Below are 15,696 nucleotides of genomic sequence, written 5' to 3' on the forward strand. Positions count from 1 at the left end.
GGAGCCCGCAACGCCATGACCACAGACCAGACCGCCGTCAAGACGACGGTGCGCATGCCCGCCTTGGGCGAGAACGTCGAGGAAGGCACAATCACCCGCTGGCTCAAAGCACCCGGCGACCGCGTCGACACCGACGAACCCCTGCTGGAGGTGGCCACCGACAAGGTCGACACCGAGATCCCCTCTCCAGCCAGCGGGGTACTCGACCAGATCCTCGTAGAGGAAGACAATGTCGTGGCAGTGGGTACAGCGCTCGCGATCATCGCCGAGTCCGGCGCCGACCCGACGGAAGCGGACCTTCCCCCGACACCGCAGACCGCCCCGACGACTCCGGTAGCAGCGGAGCCGCCTCCTCCGGTGTCAGCGCCCATCGCACCGGCGCGGAGCAATTCCTCAGCTCCCGAAGGTTCTACTGCGGTCACGTTGTCTTCTCCGGCAACAGCGCCCGCTCCTGTCGAGCAGACCGCCACGCCGGTGCCGTCGCGGTCCGGAGCCACAGTCCAGAAACTCCCGCGGATCCGCCGGACCATCGCGCAGCGCATGGTCGAGTCGCTGCAAACCTCCGCCCAGCTGACCACCGTCCTCGAGGTCGACGTCACCGCCGTGGCCGCCCTGCGCGCGCAGCACAAGGACGCCTTCCTGGCGCGCACCGGCGTCAAGCTGTCGTTCCTGCCGTTCTTCGCCAAGGCTGCCGTCGAAGCGCTCACCACCCACAGGATGCTCAACGCCGCACTCGACTCCGAGGTCACCGAGGTCACCTACTTCGACCACGTGCACCTGGGCATGGCGGTCGACAGCGACAAGGGGCTCATGGTGCCGGTCATCCGAGATGCCCACACCCTGACCATCGCGGGGCTCGCCCAGGCCATCGCGGACAAGGCCGAGCGGGTCCGCACCGCCACGATCACCCCGGACGAACTCGGCGGCGGCACCTTCACCCTGACCAACACCGGAAGCCGCGGCGCGCTGTTCGACACCCCGATCATCAACCAGCCCCAGACCGGGATCCTCGGCACCGGCGCCGTAGTCGAACGCCTGGTCCCGGCACGGCGCGACGGCAACCTCACCATCGGCGTCCGATCCATGGCCTACCTCTCGCTCTCCTACGACCACCGCATCGTCGACGGCGCCGATGCCGCGCGCTACCTCACCGCCGTCAAGTACAGACTCGAAAACAATTTCACCGCAAGCGATCTGGCCTGAACGCCGATGGGCATCAGCGAGGAAGACATGACTCCGAACGAGCGCTCGATCCTGGAATTCGCCGAACGATGGCACCGCTTCGACGGCGGCGACGAATACATCCTTCCCACGTTCGGAATCACCCCAGCAGTCTTCTATCAACGCGTTCTCCGGCTGCTCATCGTCGGAAACAGCAACGGGATGGACATGCCGACATGCGAACTCCTACGACAGTTGTGCTATCGCAAACTCGCCCTGCTACGCCCGGAGCGAACACCGATCAACGGCGCGTTGAAGCTTCCAGCATCACCACCGGAGTGCGCGTAGGCGAACGCGATTCGCGTCCGCGTCACTGATGGGCTGCCAGATCCGACACCCTGCGATCGGTCCCACCCTGCGCCGTCGGGTCGACCCCCACGCCCGCGGGAACACACAGCTCACGAGGCTCTCATCCCCTGTCACCGCTGCCGAACCCACGCTGAAGCGATTCCGATCTGCGCCGCGTGGGAACGGCCGACCACTGAGGTATCCACGTGAGCCATACTCTCTCCGACCATCGGCTGTTGTCCGCCACGACTCCTCGCCGCCCCCGGCCGATGACGCGGGCACTGGAACCCACCGACTGCGCACACCGTCCTCCCGAGAGTGTGACCGGTGCCCAGGCCGTTGTGCGTTCACTTGAAGAACTGGGCGTCGAGGTAGTCTTCGGCATCCCTGGCGGGGCGATCCTCCCGGTTTACGACCTGTTGCTTCAATCCCGGCAGGTGCGACACATCCTGGTGCGCCACGAACAAGGCGGCGGCCATGCTGCCACCGGCTACGCCCAGGCATCCGGCAAGGTCGGCGTGTGCATGGCCACCTCCGGCCCAGGCGCCACCAACCTGATCACCGCGATCGCCGACGCACACATGGACTCTGTTCCCCTCGTGGCGATCACCGGGCAGGTGAGCACGCACCTGATCGGAACAGATGCCTTCCAAGAAGCGGACATCGTCGGCATGACCGCGCCGATCACCAAACACACCTTCCTGGTTACCGACGCCGACGAGATCACCCGCACCCTGGCTGAAGCCTTCCACATCGCGGCGACCGGCAGGCCCGGTGCCGTCCTCGTGGACATCCCGAAGGACATTCTGCAAGCCCGCACCGCCTTCGCCTGGCCTCCGGAGATGCAGCTGCCCGGCTACCGGCCGCAGACGGAGCCCAGCGCAGAACGGATCCGGCAAGCCGCGCAGCTGATCTCCCAGGTCGAGCGGCCGGTCCTCTATGTCGGCGGCGGTGTTATCAAGTCGGACGCATCACGCGAGTTGCTCGAATTCGCCGAGATGACCGGTATCCCGGTGGTGACCACCCTCATGGCGCGGGGCGCGTTTCCTGACAGTCACGCACTGCACTACGGCATGCCTGGCATGCATGGCACGGTCGCCGCTGTCGCCGCGCTGCAGAAGAGTGATCTGCTGATCACCCTCGGTGCCCGCTTCGACGACCGGGTCACCGGAGAGTCCGCTTCCTTCGCTCCCGCAGCCCGTGTCATCCACATCGACATCGACCCCGCCGAAATCGGCAAGAACAGAGCCGTGGACGTTCCGATCGTCGGCGACTGCAAAGCGGTCCTCGCGGTGCTCATCGCAACGATCCGAGCGGCCGGGGCTGTCGGAACGGCCCCCGACCTCACCCCGTGGACCGCCTACCTCGATCAAATCGAACACAGCTACCCCGTCAGCTACGACAAGCCGGTCAACGGCGCGCTCTCACCCGAATTCGTGATCGAAGCACTGGGGAAGGCAGCAGGCCCGGAGGCCATCTATACCTCCGGTGTCGGTCAGCACCAGATGTGGGCGGCACACTACATCCGCTACGAACGGCCCCGAACATGGCTCAATTCCGGCGGCCTGGGAACCATGGGATACGCCGTGCCCGCAGCCATCGGCGCGAAGCTCGCATTCCCCCATCGTGAGGTGTGGGCCATCGACGGCGACGGCTGCTTCCAGATGACCAACCAGGAGCTGGCGACGGCCGCGATCGAGGGCATCCCGATCAAGGTTGCGCTGATCAACAACGGCAACCTCGGCATGGTCCGCCAACTCCAGGAAATCCACTACGCCGGCCGGTACTCCAACGTCGACCTCTCCACTCACTCACGCCATATCCCGGACTTCGTAAAGCTCGCTGATGCACTCGGCTGCGTAGCCTTCCGATGTGATCGTGAAGAAGATGTCGAATCCGTCATCGCGCAAGCGCGAGCGATCGACGATCAACCGGTCGTCATCGACTTCATCGTCGGCGACGATGTGCTGGTCTGGCCGATGATCGCGGCCGGGGCCAGCAACGACGACATCATGGCAGCCCGAGGGATCCGTCCTCTGTTCACCGAAGCCGACTAGCATTCTCATCGAGGTGGCTGCCTACAGCGGCGACCCCGAGCACGGATCCATCTCGATGCCCTGCCGTCCGCCTGACCGAATCACCGCAATGGACACGGAGACCTCGGCATAGCCACGACCTGCACGGGCCTGCACAGTGGCAGAGACCGTCTCGTTCGGTCTCGATCGGGTGCAGACCCGTTCGGGTGCGTTTCGGTCGGCAGCGCCTGCACCCGATCTTGTCGGTGCAGGCGCTGCCGATTTTGCGTCGCCTTCTCGGGCCGGTGGCTCAGCGGACTTGGAGGTTGCCTGGGGTCGTGCCGGGCCGCCTCCGACCTGACCTGGTGTGTTCAGTCGTGCCGGCTGAGCCACGTGGTGATGAGCGACATGCTCGTTCGGAACGCGCGGCTGCGCGGCAAGCTCAGGAAGCCGTGGCGCGTCCCCTCGACAACAGTGTATTCGACCTCGGTGCCGGCTTCGCGGAGTTCGCGATGCATCGTCGTTCCCGAGGCGCGGAGCCGGTCCTTGTGAGCCTCGAGCATCAGCGTCGGCGGAAATCCGCGTAAGTCGGATCCACCGGGGAAAGCAGGCCCGGGGCGTAGGAGCGCTTGGTCACCGACATAGTTGAGGTTTATCCGGCGCACCATCGCAGGTGTCAACAGTGGCCGTGCGAAAAGGTCGAGGCTTGCTTCGACCTCAGGGACTACCGGCAGGACAGCGTGGAAGAGGCCGTAGGCCAACACCGTCGATGCGATCCCCGCTCCCGACTCGCCGCGCAGCCGTCTGGCCGCGGCTGCGGCAAGATTGGCTCCACCGCTGGCTCCACCCAGGTGGATCTCTGAGCCGGAGTCCTCCACAAGCCATCTCACCACGTCGACAACGTCGTCTTGGGCGGCTGGAAACCGGTTCGGATGCTTTCCCGGCGCGGACTTACGCCACAATCCAGACTTCGGCGCGAGGCGGTAATGGACAGTGACGACTCGGCGCCCCGAAGCCACCGCTCGCGCCGGTGCGTCCGATTCGAGCATATCCAGACCGCCGTAGACGAAGGCACCGCCGTGCAACCACACCAGCGGCTTACTGTCCGGCCGTTCGACAGCGGGACGATAGTCGCGAATGGGTATCCGGGCGTAAGAACCTGTTACAGTGCGGTCTTCTGTTCGGAAAGGTATCACTCTCAACCAATTTCTCTGATGTGCCCAAACGTCATGATGCCGACTCGGTGCCGGTCGCAGCGCCCGCACGCGATCCTGTCGGTGCGGGCGCTACCGATTCCGCGTCGTCTTTCCCCGGGCCGGTGGCTCAGCGGACTTGGAGGTCGCACATTGCCGTGCCGTGCCGGGCGGAAGTCGCGGTGATGCGGACGGAGCCCGGGACTCGGGTCGCGCGGACGACCGCGAGTGCTCGCCCGTAGTAGGTGGTGTGCGTGTTGTCGGCGAACGACTCTTCGGTGGCGGGGGCGGCGCTGCCGAAGCCGGCCAGGACAGCCGGGCCGTCGATCGACAGGGTGACCAGATCATCGGCTAGTGATTCGATCACGCCGTCCGCATCTGCGATTTCCACGGCGATGTATGCAAGGTCGTTCCCGTCGGCTGCGAGCTCGCTGCGCTCGGCTCGGAGAATCAGCCGGAGCGGTCCCTGGGCACTGCGCAAACGCGACTCGGCGATCCGGCCACCGCTGCTCCGGGCGACTGCGACGAGTTCGCCCGGCCGATAGGGTAGCGAGAATCGGGCGACGAAGCCGTGGGCGGTCCCCGCTGCAGCCCGCCCGATCGAGGTGCCGTCGAGGAGTAGTTCCACTTCCTCGGCCGCGGAGTAGACCTCGACGTGTGCGGGTTGACCGTCGCGTCCAGCCCAGGACCAGCTGTCGATCGCGTCGCTGGGCCGCCACGTGGCTTTCGCTGCCCGATACTCGGAAATGTCGAGTGGACGAACTGTTATCGCGGGAGGCGTGGCCGGAGACCAGACCGCTCGAGCCAATGCGGCAGGCGCTCCGGGACGGCCGGTGATGTCGATGACTCCACATCCACTGGTGACGAACGGGTACGGTTTCAGCAGCGGCGCCCACCGGCGGTGGTAGAGCCAGTGCCCGACGCCGGTCTCGCCGAGATAGTCCCAGCCGGCCCAGAGGAAGTCGCCGATCAGGTTGGGAATTTTTTCGACCAGCGGCCAGATGCGCGCGATATCGCCCGGCAGGTCTTCTGTTCCGACCATGATCCGGGCGGGGTGGGCTGCGGCGTCCCGGCGGAAGCGGTTGGCACCGTAGTTGTACCCGGCGATGTCCAGGATGTCGAAGATGCCGCGGGTGCCGAGGTCGGCGCGCTTGGTCGCGGTCACGACGCTCATTGCCGGGACCAGGAACTGCATCGCGACGTTGAAACTGGTGCTGTCTACCTTCTCCATGAGTGTCTTGCCGGCAGGCGTGGTGCCGGTCGGTGGCGTCGCATCGCGCGATGCCAGGGCATTGATAGCGATGTTCACCCCGGCGGTGACCGGGCGTGTTCCGTCCAATTCGTCGATCCTGGCCGCCATGGAGCGGGCCAGTTCGATGCCCGCGCGAGCGGCGGTCTCCCCGTTCTCGTTGCTGATCGAGAACATGATGACGCTCGGGTGGTTCCGGTCTCGCAGAACCATCTCGTCGAGATCGATACGCCATTGGTCGAGGAAGGTTCGGGAATCGTCGTATCGTGTCTTGGCGTTCCACCACACGTCGGTGGTTTCGTCCATTACATACAGGCCGATCTCGTCGCACGCGTCGAGCATCGCCTGGGACAGCGGATTGTGTGCGCTGCGAATCGCGTTGAAGCCGTTCTCCTTGAGGATGCGCGCTCTCCGGTGCTCGGCCGCGGGGAGTGCGAGCGAGCCTATGACACCGTTGTCGTGGTGAATGTTGCCGCCCCGCAGCAGCACCGGAGTGTCGTTGATCAGCAGACCTCGCCGGGCATCGAGCGCCACGGTGCGCAGCCCGATTCGGCTGCGGCGTTCGTCTACGATCTCGTCATCGGCGCGGAGAACGACCGTGCAGTCGTATAGGTCCGGGTTGTCGGCGGACCAGAGCTGCGGCTCCGGTACGTGCAGTACGAGCCGCGCGGTGATTCCGTCGGTCGTGGCGTACTCCTGCGCCACCACCGAGCCCCCGCTCGCCAACTCGACTCTTGCCTGCACGGTGCGGCGGTCGGGATTGGTGAAGCAAAGCTCCACCTCGACAAGTGCGGGGGAGGTGATGCTCATTGTGCGGATGCGCACGCCGTGCTTTCCCAGTGTGATCGGCCCGCGCAGCTGCCACCAGACGGGCCGGTGGATTCCAGAGCCGGTGTACCAGCGGCTGTTCGGCTGCTCGGTGTTGTCGGCGATGACCTCGATATCGTTCTCGTCGCCGGGGCGCAGGACGTCGGTGACATCGACCTCGAAGTCCCGATAGGCGTTGGGCGCACCTCCGAGTTCGGTGCCGTTCACCACAACGGTGGAGACCCGGGAGATTCCTTCGAAGCGCAGGAGCACTCGGTGGCCGGCAGGAACATCGGGCGAGGCCCAGCGCTTGTGATAGGTGTACAGGCCGCCCGGGAAGTATCCGCCTCCACTGCCGCTGGGGGCGTCGGCGCTGCGCGGCTCGGCGAGCATGGCGTCGTGCGGCAGTGCGACCTCGATCGGCTGCCCACCGTCAGCGGTGACGGTCCAACGGTCGCCGAATGGGCGCCACGCGCCGTGCGGCGGATCGTCGGTGCGCGGCATGGGCGCCCCTGTCTCGCGGTGTTTGTCGGTCTGCATTCTGACGTCAGTTCTTCCTGTGCTCAGTGGCGGGTGGATTTCGAGGGGGTGGTCGACGACGACCGAGGCGCAGGCTGTGCTCGGCATATCGACCGGACGAACTTCGCGAGGAGGACAAAAGGTCGAGTGCGGCGTTCTTCGGTCGCGGCCCGACTCGGCCGGAGCATGCCGAATGAGGGTCACGGCGGCGGAGAGCGGGTCGCCACGTCGGGCGGTGCGATCACCGCTTCGGGGATCACAGCTCGTCATCGAGTTGTCCAATCGGCTCCGGCTGGTCGGAGAGTTACGTCAATATTCTAGTAGATGGAATATTGATCACATAATTCGAAGATACCGGTCACGGTACCGCACCCGTTCGCTGGCGCAACCCCCTGACCGGCGCTTCCTAGAAGGAAGTTCCGATAGTCTGAAAGGGTCCGGGTAGAGCCCAGTCAGCGAGAGGGACGCGTGAAGGGTGAAGAAGTAGCAGGTGCGGGTGCATCGGTGGTCGGCGCCGATCGCGTTCTGGCGGTGCTTCTCGAGCTTGCGGAGCATCCGGACGGGATCACGTTGGACGAGCTCGCGCACCGCCTGGGCAGCAGGAAACCGACAGTGCATCGTGCGCTGGGTGCCCTGCGGAGAGCGGGCCTGGCGGCTCAACTCGGCAGAGGTGTGTACTCGCTGGGCGACGACTTCGTGCGACTCGCGTTCCGGTTCCACCACGCGAGGCCGGAATCGGTTCTCGTGGAACCGGTCCTCGTCGAGCTTGCTCACCATTACGGAGAAACCGCGCACTACGCGGTTCTCGAAGGCGCCGAAGTGGTCTATCGCGCCAAAGTCGACCCGCCGACCGGTGGTGTACGGCTGACCTCCGTCGTCGGCGGGCGCAATCCCGCCTATCGCACAGCGGTCGGGAAGCTGCTGTTGAGCGCCACCCTCGACAGTGAGCACCAGTTGCGCGAGCTGATCGGTGACGGCCCGCTGCCCGCGCGAACTCCGCACTCCATCACCTCGGTCGATGCACTCTGGGCCGAGCTGGTCGAGACCGGGCGACGTGGTTACGCGATAGATGATCAGGAGAACGAGGTCGGCATCAACTGTGTCGCTGTCCCGGTGCGCTGGAACACCGGCGGGCGCCCGCTCGGCGCCATCAGCGTGAGCGCTTTGGCCTTCCGCATGCCTGTGGAAAAGCTGGTGGCCGAGATTCCGGCTATCCAGCACATGGTCGACCAGTTGACCAGTGGCGCACGGTGACCAGCCGTCGTCCAGGGTTGCGCAGAGTCCGGTGAAGGCGCTGAAGGCGTGCAGTCGGTTGGCGGCGGGCTGGACCGCCAGCGCCACATCGGTGTCGGCGAGAAGATGTCGCCGGTATGGACGTTGGTGTTGAGGCCGGCCCACCCTGCCAGACAACAGCGCTCAATGGAGAGGCGTCGGTGAATAATCGGCGGGCCCTGTCTGCGACGAGCGCTCCGAGTTCGGCGGGCAGGCCCGTGGGACCGGGTCCCCGCACTGTGCCGCGGTGGCGACCGCATCGACAGTATTGAAGTAGGGTCGAGGGTCTCGGCAGGGTGGCCATAGTCGCCGTACTCAACCCCGAAGGAGCGTACGGGATTCAGCTTTGTGTCGGACAGCCCTTCAAGCCTGGTTAGAGGAACAATCGCTCGTTGGGCAGGCGCGGCAACAACCGAGAGGGGCCGGTTTGGGCTCCACCCGGCAACCACATCTCACCCCGGGGGTGAAGCAATCCGGACCGAGCGATCCCCCTCGGAAGTCGTAGGCGACTCGGCTGGTGAGGATCGAAGCAGAAGCGGGCACTTATCGTCAACGATAGTTTTGGCTCGCGCGCTTGTTCGCGGTGCCGAGGCCGATTTCCCGGGAAGCGCGACTGATCAATGCGGTGTGGTGGGTGGCGTTCATGTCGGGCTTCCTTTCAGCGCGTGTAGCCCGGCTGCCATGAATTCCGGTGTCGCCTCGGCCGCACGTTCGGCGGCGTTTCCGGCGTCGGAGCCCTGTCGTGCCCGATGAGTGATGCCTTCGGCGATGACGCCGAGTTTGAAGTTGGCCAGGGCGAGGTAGAAGCCCCAGTGTGCGAGGTCGCGCCCGGAGACGGTGGTGTACCACTGCGCCAGGTCCTCAGCGGTGGGCATGCGGTGGCTGGTCCAAGCGGCGCGGGAGCCCAGTACCAGATCGAATATCGGTGTGCGGTACACGCACATCAGTGCCGCGTCGGTGAGCGGGTCGCCGAGGGTGGACATCTCCCAGTCGACCACCGCCCGAATCCGGGCGGGGTCGGCCGGGTCGAGGATGGTGTTGTCGATACGGAAGTCACCGTGCACGATCGAGGCGGCCGACTGCTGTGGCAGCGAATCGGACAGGGCCGCGTGTAGCGTCGCAACGTCGGGAAGTTCGCGTGTCTTCACCCGTTCCCATTGCGAGGCCCACAGTTCCATTTGGCGGGCCAGGAAGCCTTGCGGCCGTCCGAATTTTTCCAAGCCGACCGCCACGGGATCCACCGCGTGCAGGTCGGCGAGCACCCGCACGAGTCCGTGGGCGCTTGCAGTGACTTGCTCGTCGGTGAGCGCGGCCAGGTCGTCCTGGTCGCGGACGACGGTTCCGTCGACGAATTCGACGATGGTCATCGGCGCACCGAGGGTGGTGCCTTCGGCGTCGAACGCGACCGTTGTCGCTACGGGCACGGGCGAGTTCCCCAGCGCGCTGGTGACGGTGAATTCGCGTGCCATGTCGTGCGCGGACGGGGTGAGTCCGGCGACGGGTGGGCGTCGTACCACCCACCGTGACACGTCGTCGGAGACGGTGAAGGTCAGATTCGACCGGCCGCCGCTGATCAGTTCCACCCGCAACTCGCCGCGCACGTCGACGCCGTGCTCGCGCAGGAACCGCTCGAGGGCGGGGACGTTCATGCCCGGCAGACTCATTCGTCGGCCTGCCGGACTCGCTTGGCCGCGCCGTGCGCGCGTTTGGCTATCCCCCAGCGGTGAACTTCGGACGGTCTATCGTAGATCCGGAACGGGCGCACTTCGCGCGACAGCCGCGCCAGGAGGTCGGCGGACACACCCAAGCCTCCGCACATCTGCATGGTGCGGTCGATGATCCGAAAAACCGCCTCGGCCGCAGAGGTCTTCGCGATCGAGGTGGCGTTCGCGGCGGGCTCGTTGCGGTCGAGTTCCCAGTACGCACGGGTCAGCAGGGCTTGGGTGGCGGCGATGTCGATCTCATTGTCGGCGATCAGTGTCTGGATCATGCCGAGATCCCCGCGGAGCTGGCGATCCGTGCCTCGTTCGCCCACGCGCGCTGCCGGAGCGCCCGTTCGGTCTGCCGCGCGGCGAGCGCGGTCGTGGCGGCGACGAGGATCAGACTGGGAACCAGCGCGAGGGGCATGACGGTCGTGCGAACGCTCCGCCGGTTCCAGGCCCATGGCGAGCGCCGTCTGCCCGGGTTCGCCCCGGTGGCGGATGAGGGGGTCATCGGTACAGCACCCTGTTCTGTGTGCGAGCGGGGGAGTGGCGGCCGAGCCGACTCAGGTGAGGGGGCCCGGGGGACGTGCCGTGACGATTCGTGGTCTGCCCTGCCAGCCACAGGGGAGGCCGCATCCGGGCTGCACGACCACGTCGATGCGCCCCCCGGCGCGCTCCCGCTCGACCGCGATCGCCTGGGCGGGATAGCCGCATTCCGGGCACGTCTCGAAGAAGTCGAGCACTTCCCGGACTCGGCCGTGGATGACCGGATCCGGGAGGTCGGCGAAGCGGGTGACCAGCACCGGGCGGACCGTGCGGCTGCGTGGCGCGCCGCTGTGCGGCAGGCTGGGGGACTGCGCGGCCGGGCGACTGCCCGGCGGTGGCTGCGGGCCGGTGCGCATGCTCAGCCGACGGGCGCCGGGAAGTGCACGGTCTTGATCTCGAAGAATTCCTCGAGCCCCTCAGGGCCGCCCTCGCGGCCGATACCGGACTGTTTGTACCCGCCGAACGGCAGGGTGAAGTCCATCGCGGCGGTGTTGACGCTGATGGTGCCGGTGCGGATCCGCCGGGCGATGGCATAGCCGCGCTCGGCGTCCTCGGTGTAGACCGCGCCGGAGAGGCCGTAGATGGAGTTGTTGGCGATCGCGACCGCGTCGTCCTCGTCCTCGTAGGTGATCACCGAGATCACCGGGCCGAAGACCTCCTCCTGCGCGATCCGGTCGTCGGGGCGGACTCCGTCGAGAACCGTCGGCGCGACGAAGAATCCGTGGTCGAGGCCCTCCGGGCGGCCCCCGCCGAGCACGACGGTGGCTCCCTCCTGCTCGGCGATTTCGATGTAGCCGAGCACGCGGTCCTGCTGCTGCTTCGATGCGAGCGGGCCGAGGAAGTTGGTCGGCTCCCACGGATCACCCATCGGCAGGGCGCCGTAGGCGGCGATCAACGCGGCCAGCACCTCGTCGTGCCGGGCGCGGGAGACCAGCACCCGGGTGAGCGCGATGCACGCCTGGCCCGACTGCATGCAGCCGGCCATCGGCAGGGTCTGCAGCACGGTGTTCATGTCGGCGTCGTCGAGAATGATCGCCGCGGACTTGCCGCCCAGCTCGAGGGAGACGCCCGCGACCCGCTCTCCGGCCAGCGACATGATGCGCCGGCCCGCGGCGGTGCTGCCGGTGAAGGTGATGTGGTCGACGTCGGGGTTGGTGACCAGGGTCTCGGAGACGTCGCGGTCGGCGCAGAGCACGCTGATGACGCCCTCCGGAATTCGTCCCTCGGCGACGAGTTCGGCGACGATGTCGGCGAACACCGAGGGCGACTCGGGAGCATCGGGAGCGGTCTTGAGCACCACCGAACACCCGGCGGCCAAGGCGGGCGCCACCTTGAAGGCGATGGTGCCGATCGGTCCGTTCCACGGGATAATTGCCGCGACAACGCCTTTCGGCTCCTTGACGATACGGGAGACACCGCCGTCGGCGCGGGCGCGCACCTCGGCGAGTTCGGTGGCGCGGGCGACCGCGGCCACCGCACGGAACAGCCCGCCGCACATCTGCTGGGTCGGCGCGCTGACCGAGACCGGTACGCCCACCTCGATCACCCCGATCGGGGTGAGCTGCTCGGCCCGCTGCTCCAGCCGGGTGGCGATCTCGTCGAGCACATCAGCACGCTCGGCGATCGGCTTCGAGGCCCAGTCGCCCCGATCGAAGGCGGCGCGGGCGGCGGCCACCGCGGCGGCGACGTCCTCGGCGGTGGCCAGCCGGATCCGGGACACCGGCTGCTCGGTGAACGAGTCCACCAGGTCGATCCAGTCGTTCCCGGTCGATTCGGTCCACCGGCCACCGATGAACACCCGGGTGCGGTCGTTGAGGGTGACGGGCGCGGCAGTCTGGTCTGTCGTGGTCATCGGAAATGCCCTTCTGCTGCCGTGCCGGTGGGCGACGGCACGGGAATGAATGGAAGTCCCGCGATATGTGCGGCGTGTCACATTTAATCTAACGACGTTAGATGTGTCAATGGTGCGCGGAAACGCGATCGCGACGCGCGTTACGCTTCAGTCGAGGAAGGCGGGCAGGACGAAGTCCTGCAGCATGCGGCGATGCGACGGGTCTGCGGGATCGTCGTAGTCGAAGCGGCCGACGAGGATGAGCTGCACCAGCCCGAGCCACTCGCAGGCCTTCTCGTTGTCGATATCGGCGCGGAGTTCGCCGCGCTCGCGTGCGCGGTCCAGGATCGGGCCCCACATCTCGAGGGTGAGGGCCGAGGCGAGCTGCGAGGTGCCGATGACCGCCGCGGCCAGATCCATGTGTTCGGGGCTGACGATCAGGCGGATCAGAGGATCCTTGCGGCCGTGGTCGACCAGGTAGATGAGCCCGTCGACGAGCTGGTCGCGGAAATTCTCCCGCTCTAGTACGTATTTGACGCCCTTGACGAACAGCTTCCTCGAACGCATGCGGATGAGCTCCGCGATGAGGGTGTCCCGGTCGCGAAAGTACCGGTAGATGGTGGGCCGGGATACGCCGGCCGCCTTGGCGATGTCGTCCATCGTCGTCTTCGCGACACCGAAGTGCAGGAAGGTGGACTGTGCCGCCTCGAGGATCTGGCCCCGTGCCTCTTCGACGTCCGAGCTGAGGACGTTGCTGTTGCGTCGGGCCATGTGCGGTACTTCCCTCCCCGAGATCGTCATGCCGGTCGATTCCCATGCTGACGATACCTGTCCGACGTCCGATGTCGAGTGTTCGCCCCGGTCGCTGTCGGGCCGGAGTGGCGGCGCGTGGGTGCGGTGTCACGGCCGGTGCTCGCTGTCGGTTGCCGCCCTCAGCGACAGCGCGCGCTCGGGGCAGACGGCGACGGCGGTGTCGGCATCACCGAGCCGGGCGTCGGGTATCGGGTCGGCCAGGATGAGCGGGTCGCCCTGGTCGTCGGGCTCGATCAGCACCGGCGCCATCGCATAGCACAGGCCGTGGCCTGCGCACACGGTTCGATCGACGATGAGCCGTCGGTGCGTGGTGGTCATGGCGGCGAGCCTCCTGATGTTTCGCGGTTGGGGAGCGGGTGCGCCGGTGTCCGTTCCCGCATCGGCGGCGGGCGATCGTGCCTGCGGATTCCGTGAGGGGACCTCCGCCCTTGGTGACGCAACGGTGGGACGGGCCACCGCGGGAGGTATGACACGCAGGCGCGCTCGCGGGGCGACCGGTGCGCCTACGCGAAGTGCTGTACCTCACATCCGACGCTACGTCATGATACGAATTACGTCAATCGTCATTTGTTATCAAGGCAGTCTGGCGGCGCCCGCGCGCTGGCAGGCCTTTCGCGACGCCGGAACCTTGCGGGCTGGATCACTCCGGCCCCGAGGCAGGTGTCACAACCGCTCGATGAGCGTGGCGTTGGCCATCCCTCCGGCCTCGCACATGGTTTGCAGCCCGTAGCGGCCCCCGGTGTTCTCCAGGTGGTGCAGCAGGCTGGTCAGCAGCCGGGTGCCGGATCCGCCGAGCGGATGCCCGAGCGCGATGGCGCCGCCACGCGGGTTCACCCGGTCGGGGTCGGCGCCGAGTTCGTGCTGCCAAACCAGCGGCACCGGCGCGAAGGCCTCGTTGACCTCACAGGCGTCCACGTCGTCGATGGCCAGCCCGGTCCGATCCAGCAGCTTGCGGCTCGCTGGGACGACACCGGTCAGCATCAGCACCGGATCGCTGCCCGCGACAGCGAAGCCGCGGAAACGCGCGCGAGGGCGCAGGCCGAGCGCGTTCGCGGTCTTCTCGCTGGTGATGAGCACCGCGGACGCGCCGTCGGTGAGCGGGGACGAGTTGCCCGCGGTAATGTTCCAGCCGATCTCGGGGAAGCGGCGGGCCGCCTCGTCGGAACGGAACGCGGGCCGGAGCCCGGCCAGCCCGGCCACCGTGGTGCCGGCGCGCACCGTCTCGTCCGTGGCGGCGACCGTGGTGCTGCCGTCTTCTCCGGTGACCGCGACCGGGACGATCTCGGCGGAGAAATCGGCCGCGGCCGCGAGCGCGTGGGACCGCGCGGCGAACTCGTCCAACCCAGTGCGATCCAATCTCCATCTGGCCGTGATGATCTCGGCCGCGATCCCCTGATTCACCAGCCCTTCGGGGTAGCGGGCAGCGATCCCGGGACCGTGGGCGTCGCGGCCCATGACGGCGGTTCCCATCGGCACCCGGCTCATCGACTCCACGCCGCAGGCAATGACGACGTCGTAGGCTCCGGCGATGACGCCCTGGGCGGCGAAGTGGGCGGCCTGCTGACTCGACCCGCACTGGCGGTCGACGGTGGTGGCCGGGACCGACTCGGGGAACCCGGCGCCCAGCACCGCGTTGCGCGTGATGTTCAGGGCCTGCTCACCCGCTTGTCCGACGCAGCCGCCGATGACGTCGTCCACCAGCGCCGGATCGAGATCGTTGCGCTCGATCAGCGCGGACAGCACGGTCGACAGCAGCGCTGCGGGGTGGATGCCGGACAACTGCCCGCCCGACTTCCCCTTTCCCGCGGGGGTTCGGATCGCATCGATGATCACTGCTGTCGTCATGGACTGCCTTCCAGGGGAAGCGACGGGTCCGCTCTTGCGTGACCAGCGTCACTTAGCGTATAACAAATGACGTTCTACGTTATTTGTATCACGCTTCACTTCCGCTCCTGCGGAGTTCGGAGAAGCCATGGCGCACGTCGTCACCCAGCCCTGTTGCAATGACGCCGGGTGTGTCGCGGTCTGCCCGGTCGACTGCATCCGGCCTCGGCCGGACGAGCCCGGCTATGCTCGCGCGGAACTGCTGCACATCGACCCGGCCACGTGCATCGACTGCGGCGCCTGCGTCGACGAGTGCCCGGTGGATGCGATCGTTCCCGAGGCGGACCTCGCGCCGGAGGACGAGCCGTATCGGGAGATCAACGCGGCGTACTTCGCCGACCGGCCGGTCGCGGGC

Annotated in this window: 14 protein-coding genes and 1 pseudogene; 5 read left to right on the plus strand and 10 right to left on the minus strand. The window is 67.0% G+C overall.

Features of this window, described 5'->3' with window-relative positions:
- The first annotated feature begins 15 nt into the window (after positions 1-15).
- From HOV91_RS21880 to HOV91_RS21890, 3 genes are all read left to right on the plus strand, one after another.
- Positions 16-1,203: a 2-oxo acid dehydrogenase subunit E2 gene (locus HOV91_RS21880; RefSeq protein WP_174187279.1), complete on the plus strand. Its 1,188-nt coding sequence runs from the start codon at positions 16-18 to the stop codon at positions 1,201-1,203.
- Between the two features lie 27 nt (positions 1,204-1,230).
- Complete coding sequence (locus HOV91_RS21885) at positions 1,231-1,509, plus strand: DUF3263 domain-containing protein (protein ID WP_174187280.1); 279 nt, start codon at positions 1,231-1,233, stop codon at positions 1,507-1,509.
- Positions 1,510-1,778: 269 nt separating this feature from the next.
- Entirely contained in the window at positions 1,779-3,566 is a 1,788-nt protein-coding gene (locus HOV91_RS21890) for an acetolactate synthase large subunit (RefSeq protein ID WP_174187294.1), read from the plus strand.
- Positions 3,567-3,895: 329 nt separating this feature from the next.
- Here HOV91_RS21890 and HOV91_RS21895 read toward each other — a convergent pair whose 3' ends face one another.
- On the minus strand, positions 3,896-4,615 hold the full coding sequence (locus HOV91_RS21895) for an alpha/beta hydrolase fold domain-containing protein (protein ID WP_174187281.1): 720 nt from the start codon (positions 4,613-4,615) through the stop codon (positions 3,896-3,898).
- Between the two features lie 232 nt (positions 4,616-4,847).
- On the minus strand, positions 4,848-7,277 hold the full coding sequence (locus HOV91_RS21900) for a glycoside hydrolase family 2 TIM barrel-domain containing protein (protein WP_174187282.1): 2,430 nt from the start codon (positions 7,275-7,277) through the stop codon (positions 4,848-4,850).
- 519 nt (positions 7,278-7,796) lie between these two features.
- Between HOV91_RS21900 and HOV91_RS21905 the strand changes: the two genes are divergently transcribed.
- Positions 7,797-8,546 (plus strand): IclR family transcriptional regulator, encoded by a 750-nt coding sequence (locus HOV91_RS21905; RefSeq protein WP_312884731.1) that lies wholly within the window; start codon positions 7,797-7,799, stop codon positions 8,544-8,546.
- A gap of 659 nt (positions 8,547-9,205) precedes the next feature.
- Here the strand turns inward: HOV91_RS21905 and HOV91_RS21910 are convergent.
- From HOV91_RS21910 to HOV91_RS21945, 8 genes and pseudogenes are all read right to left on the minus strand, one after another.
- Complete coding sequence (locus HOV91_RS21910) at positions 9,206-10,213, minus strand: phosphotransferase family protein (RefSeq protein WP_174187284.1); 1,008 nt, start codon at positions 10,211-10,213, stop codon at positions 9,206-9,208.
- Positions 10,214-10,224: 11 nt separating this feature from the next.
- Positions 10,225-10,641: pseudogene (locus tag HOV91_RS21915) on the minus strand (acyl-CoA dehydrogenase family protein); the annotation flags it as partial.
- On the minus strand, positions 10,551-10,778 hold the full coding sequence (locus HOV91_RS21920) for a hypothetical protein (protein WP_174187249.1): 228 nt from the start codon (positions 10,776-10,778) through the stop codon (positions 10,551-10,553). The pseudogene HOV91_RS21915 and the gene HOV91_RS21920, both read right to left, overlap by 91 nt.
- Before the next feature lie 52 nt (positions 10,779-10,830).
- On the minus strand, positions 10,831-11,169 hold the full coding sequence (locus HOV91_RS21925) for a hypothetical protein (RefSeq protein WP_174187285.1): 339 nt from the start codon (positions 11,167-11,169) through the stop codon (positions 10,831-10,833).
- A gap of 2 nt (positions 11,170-11,171) precedes the next feature.
- Complete coding sequence (locus HOV91_RS21930) at positions 11,172-12,665, minus strand: aldehyde dehydrogenase (protein ID WP_174187286.1); 1,494 nt, start codon at positions 12,663-12,665, stop codon at positions 11,172-11,174.
- A 147-nt stretch (positions 12,666-12,812) separates the two neighbouring features.
- A complete protein-coding gene (locus tag HOV91_RS21935; protein WP_174187287.1) occupies positions 12,813-13,415 on the minus strand; it encodes a TetR/AcrR family transcriptional regulator in 603 nt (200 codons plus the stop codon).
- Positions 13,416-13,544: 129 nt separating this feature from the next.
- Positions 13,545-13,775 carry a ferredoxin gene (locus HOV91_RS21940; protein WP_174187288.1) on the minus strand — a complete coding sequence of 77 codons (231 nt, stop codon included), beginning with the start codon at positions 13,773-13,775 and terminating at the stop codon, positions 13,545-13,547.
- Between the two features lie 345 nt (positions 13,776-14,120).
- The gene (locus HOV91_RS21945) at positions 14,121-15,302 is read right to left on the minus strand and encodes a thiolase family protein (RefSeq protein ID WP_174187289.1); all 1,182 of its coding nucleotides are present in this window, start codon (positions 15,300-15,302) and stop codon (positions 14,121-14,123) included.
- Between the two features lie 127 nt (positions 15,303-15,429).
- Here HOV91_RS21945 and HOV91_RS21950 point away from each other — a divergent pair.
- Positions 15,430-15,696: 4Fe-4S dicluster domain-containing protein (locus HOV91_RS21950; RefSeq protein ID WP_174187290.1), on the plus strand; the 267-nt coding region annotated here is incomplete at its 3' end.

The organism is Nocardia barduliensis (genome assembly GCF_013315795.1).
GTDB lineage: Bacteria > Actinomycetota > Actinomycetes > Mycobacteriales > Mycobacteriaceae > Nocardia > Nocardia barduliensis.